General features: G+C 71.0%; 4 protein-coding genes and 1 pseudogene. 1 reads left to right on the forward strand and 4 read right to left on the reverse strand.

The window, feature by feature from the left end:
* Window positions 1-94: 94 nt before the first annotated feature.
* From ABTZ89_RS36495 to ABTZ89_RS36505, 3 genes are all read right to left on the reverse strand, one after another.
* Window positions 95-856, reverse strand: a complete 762-nt coding sequence (locus tag ABTZ89_RS36495) for a hypothetical protein (protein ID WP_270951523.1) — start codon at window positions 854-856, stop codon at window positions 95-97.
* Window positions 857-937: 81 nt separating this feature from the next.
* On the reverse strand, window positions 938-2,125 hold the full coding sequence (locus ABTZ89_RS36500) for an acetyl-CoA C-acetyltransferase (RefSeq protein WP_270951522.1): 1,188 nt from the start codon (window positions 2,123-2,125) through the stop codon (window positions 938-940).
* Window positions 2,126-2,245: 120 nt separating this feature from the next.
* Window positions 2,246-3,250: a hypothetical protein gene (locus ABTZ89_RS36505; RefSeq protein WP_351053583.1), complete on the reverse strand. Its 1,005-nt coding sequence runs from the start codon at window positions 3,248-3,250 to the stop codon at window positions 2,246-2,248.
* Window positions 3,251-3,381: 131 nt separating this feature from the next.
* Between ABTZ89_RS36505 and mce the strand changes: the two genes are divergently transcribed.
* Window positions 3,382-3,828, forward strand: a complete 447-nt coding sequence (mce, locus tag ABTZ89_RS36510; RefSeq protein WP_270951520.1) for a methylmalonyl-CoA epimerase — start codon at window positions 3,382-3,384, stop codon at window positions 3,826-3,828.
* Between the two features lie 4 nt (window positions 3,829-3,832).
* On the opposite strand, the pseudogene ABTZ89_RS36515 reads toward mce, so the two are convergent.
* Window positions 3,833-4,090: pseudogene (locus tag ABTZ89_RS36515) on the reverse strand (RNA polymerase subunit sigma-70); the annotation flags it as partial.

Consider the following 4,090-nt stretch of genomic DNA (forward strand, 5'->3'; position numbering starts at 1 on the left):
TTGGCATACATAAAGTCGGGCACCCGGAGTCCAGGCGGGCGCTGAGGTTCCGCTACCCGCACCGCCACGCAAAACGAGAGCTTCAGACAGGAACTCAGTCCTGCGGCTTGGGCTGTTCTCGGCGGTACTGGCCGACCCACTTCTGCGGGGCGACGTCCTGGACCGCGCCTTCCAGCGCCTTCGGCAGGCGGCTGAACGGCGGCAGGTGGAACCGGTAGCGCTCGCCGGGCAGGCCGGGCATCGACGCGGGCTCGGTGATCCGCCAGCGCTCCAGCTCCGGGTGACGTGCGGGGAAACCGGGGTCGGTCGGGTAGAACTCCAGCGCGCGGCGGCGCTCGGGGGCGATCGGGCGGCGGTTCTGGACCCACGGCAGCGTGCCGATGCCGATGGCCTTGATCTCGTCCCACGCCACGCCGCAGACCTCGCCGGAGGTGCGCGCGTAGAAGCCGCTGCGGTCGATCAGGAAGCCGCGGCCGTTGAACATGCCGCGGGACGCGGAGATGAACCACAGGAAGAGCACGCCGAACACCAGCTGCCAGAACCACAGGCCGAGGCTGTTGCCCTTGTTGACCAGCGTGGCCGCGATCAGCACCGTGCACAGACCGCTGATCCCGCCGCCGATGGCCAGCGCCTTGAAGCTGCTGGCGCTGACGTCGACGTCGCGCGCGTCGGCGCTGAGGACGACGGGGCGGTGCCCGCCGCCCGGCTGGATGCGCGTCGCCGGTTCCTGCATCACGTCGCGCTCCGAGGTGTAGCGGGCGGTGCCCCGCTCGCCGAGCGGGCGAGCGGGCACCGTCTGCCGCTCCTGGTCGTTGCCCCGGTCAGCGCGATCCCATCCACCTGGAAGCCACTTCATGCCGTCCAGGGTAGCCGCGGCCGACCAAATCGATCTTGAAAATCGTCCGATTTCAGGGTCGGCCCCGGGGCGAAATCAGGGTCAGGCGCTCGGAACTCGGATGATCAGCGCGTCGCCCTGGCCGCCACCGCCGCAGAGCGCGGCCGCGCCGACTCCGCCGCCGCGCCGCTTGAGCTCCAGCGCCAGGTGCAGCGCGAGCCGCGCACCGGACATGCCGATCGGGTGGCCGAGCGCGATCGCGCCGCCGTTGACGTTGACCTTGTCCTCGTCGATGCCCAGCGCGCGCGTGGACACCAGGCCCACGGCGGCGAAGGCCTCGTTGATCTCCACCAGGTCCAGGTCGGTCGCCTCGATGCCGTCCTTGGCGCAGGCGGCCTTGATCGCGTTGGACGGCTGCTCGTGCAGGCTGGCGTCCGGACCGGCGACGACGCCGTGCGCGCCGATCTCGGCGATCCACTCCAGGCCCAGCTCCTCGGCCTTCGCCTTGCTCATCACCACGACCGCGGCCGCACCGTCGGAGATCTGCGAGGCGGAGCCTGCGGTGATGGTGCCGTCGGAGGCGAACGCCGGGCGCAGCTTGGCCAGGGACTCCGCGGTGGTGCCGGGGCGGACGCCCTCGTCGGTGTCGACGACCACCGGGTCGCCCTTCCGGCGCGGCACCTCCACCGGGACGATCTCCTCGGCGAAGATCCCCTTCTCGGCGGCCGCGGCGGCCAGCTGGTGCGAGCGGGCGGAGAACGCGTCCTGGTCCTCGCGGGTCACACCGTGCCGGGCGTTGTGCTTCTCGGTGGAAACACCCATCGCGACCTGGTCGAACGCGCAGAACAGGCCGTCGTGGGCCATGTGGTCGAGCATGTTGACGTCGCCGTACTTGAAGCCCTCCCGCGACCCGGTGAGCAGGTGCGGCGCCTGGGTCATCGACTCCTGACCACCGGCCACCACGACGTCGAACTCACCGGCGCGGATCAGCTGGTCGGCCAGCGCGACCGCGTCCAGCCCGGACAGGCACACCTTGTTGATGGTCAGCGCGGGCACGTCCATCGGGATCCCGGCGGCGACCGCGGCCTGCCGCGCGGGGATCTGCCCGGCGCCTGCGGTCAGCACCTGGCCCATGATCGTGTACTCGACCTGGTCGGGCCGGACCCCGGCGCGCTCCAGCGCGGCCTTGATCGCGAACCCGCCGAGCTGGGCACCGGAGAAATCCTTGAGCGACCCGAGGAGTCGCCCCATCGGGGTCCGCGCACCTGCCACGATCACCGAACTGCCCACGACTACCTCCCGGTCTTCGCCACGCCTCGTCGCGCCGCCGCCACCATCATGGCCCGGCGAGCACCACCGGGACCATACCCGCGATGACACCCCGTGCCGCCTGTGACGACTGCCATACGCTCAGCAGTTGCCGGAGCCGGTGGTCGTGTCGCAGAGCCCGGATTCGGCCGCCCAGTACAGCTTCGTGCGGGCGTTGACGCCGAGTTCGCGGGAGGCCGAGACGTCGGTCTTCGCGCCGGAGTCGCCCTTGAGCCAGTAGCGGACCTCGTAGTCCTTGCCGGACTTGGTGTAGGTGAAGACGTAGAACGGGTCCGGGACCGGCGCGGGGCCGAAGTCCGGTGAGGTCCAGGCGTCCTCGCCCTGGGCCGCGCTCGGGTCGACGTACAGGCAGTCGTACTCGGTGCCTTCGAAGGTGCAGCTGCGCTTCTCGGCTCCGCCGTAGCGGGTGACGGTGGCGTCCTTGGTGACGCCGTCGGCCTTCAGCCGCTCGTAGATCTGCTCGCAGGCGCCCTGGTCGCAGGCGTGCCAGTCCTGCCACGCGGTGGCGCGCGCTTGAGCTGCGCTGGAGCCCGCGTTGATCGCGGAGCAGTACTTGCCGACCATGTACGGCGCCATCTTCCCGGCCGCGGTGACCGAATCGATGGCGGTCGCCGCCGTTTCGTCCGCGCCGAGACCGGCCGAGTCGAGCTGCCAGATACCGACGCCGGGGTTGAAGAACAGCCCTTCGGAGCGCTGCTCGGGGTCGGCGAGGGCGGTTTGGTCGTCGTAGCGGGACATCGTCATCGGCGACGGCGAGTCCCCGGAGCCGGAGACCTCCGGCCAGGTCGTGGACAGCACGAGGTTGGTGGCGTCCGCCGTGCTGATGCTGCAGTCGGCCTTGCCCGCCGCGTCGCCGGCGGCCGAGTGCACCGCGTCGTAGGGTTCGGCGCCGAACTTCAGCGGCCCGGCCTTGACCCAGGCCCGCTCCCGGAGCAGGTCGTCGGCCGCCCGGTTCTCGCCGCCACCGCCGCTCGGAACCCCGTCGCCGCCGGCGGCCAGGGCCGGCACGCCCAGTCCCAGCACCAGTCCCATCGACGCCAGCAGCACTGCACTCCTGCGGCCCGGTCCACGTTGCTTCTTCGCCATGTGCGCCCCTCCTACGTGAATTAGCCACATGCTCGTGCTGGAGCAAGGTCACCCGACTCCGCCCATCGGGGCAATTCGATCTAGCGTTTTCCACGCTTTTCCCACGATCGGGGCACGGTTAGGCTGCGGGCATGCGAGCGGAACTCAACGGTCTGGTCACCGCGGTCGACCACGTGGGCATCGCGGTTGCGGACCTGGAGGCGGCGATCGCCTTCCACCGGGACACCTTCGGCCTGGAAGTCACCCACTCCGAGGTCAACGAGGAGCAGGGCGTGCACGAGGCGATGCTGCGCGCCCCCGGCGACGCGACGGGCGCGACGCAGCTGCAGCTGCTCGCCCCGCTGCGCGAGGACTCGGCGATCGCGAAGTTCCTGGACCGCAGCGGCCCCGGCCTGCAGCAGCTCGCGTTCCGGGTGACCGATGTGGAGGCCGCGATGTCCGCGCTGCGTGCCAAGGGCCTGCGCTTGCTCTACGAAGAACCGCGCCGCGGCACCGCGAACAGCCGGATCAACTTCGTGCACCCCAAGGACGCCGGCGGTGTCCTCGTCGAGCTCGTGGAGCCCGCCGAAGTCCACTGAGGACTCAGCCGAGGAAGGACAGGTCCAACCCGTTCAGCCGGTCGGGGTCGGCGAGGATGTCCAGCGCGACGACCTTGCCGCCCACGACCGTGAACGCCGCGAGCGAGATCACCTGACCGCCGACGATCGCCACCGCCCCGGCGGCGCCGTTGACCAGCACCGGCTCGACCGCCTCGGCGATGCCGGCGAAGGTCGTCGCGCCCTGGGCCACCGCCTCCGGACCGCGCCGCACGATCCCCGGGCGCAACGGGCCGAAGTCGCT

Source organism: Saccharopolyspora sp. NPDC002686 (assembly GCF_040295745.1).
Lineage (GTDB): Bacteria > Actinomycetota > Actinomycetes > Mycobacteriales > Pseudonocardiaceae > Saccharopolyspora > Saccharopolyspora oryzae.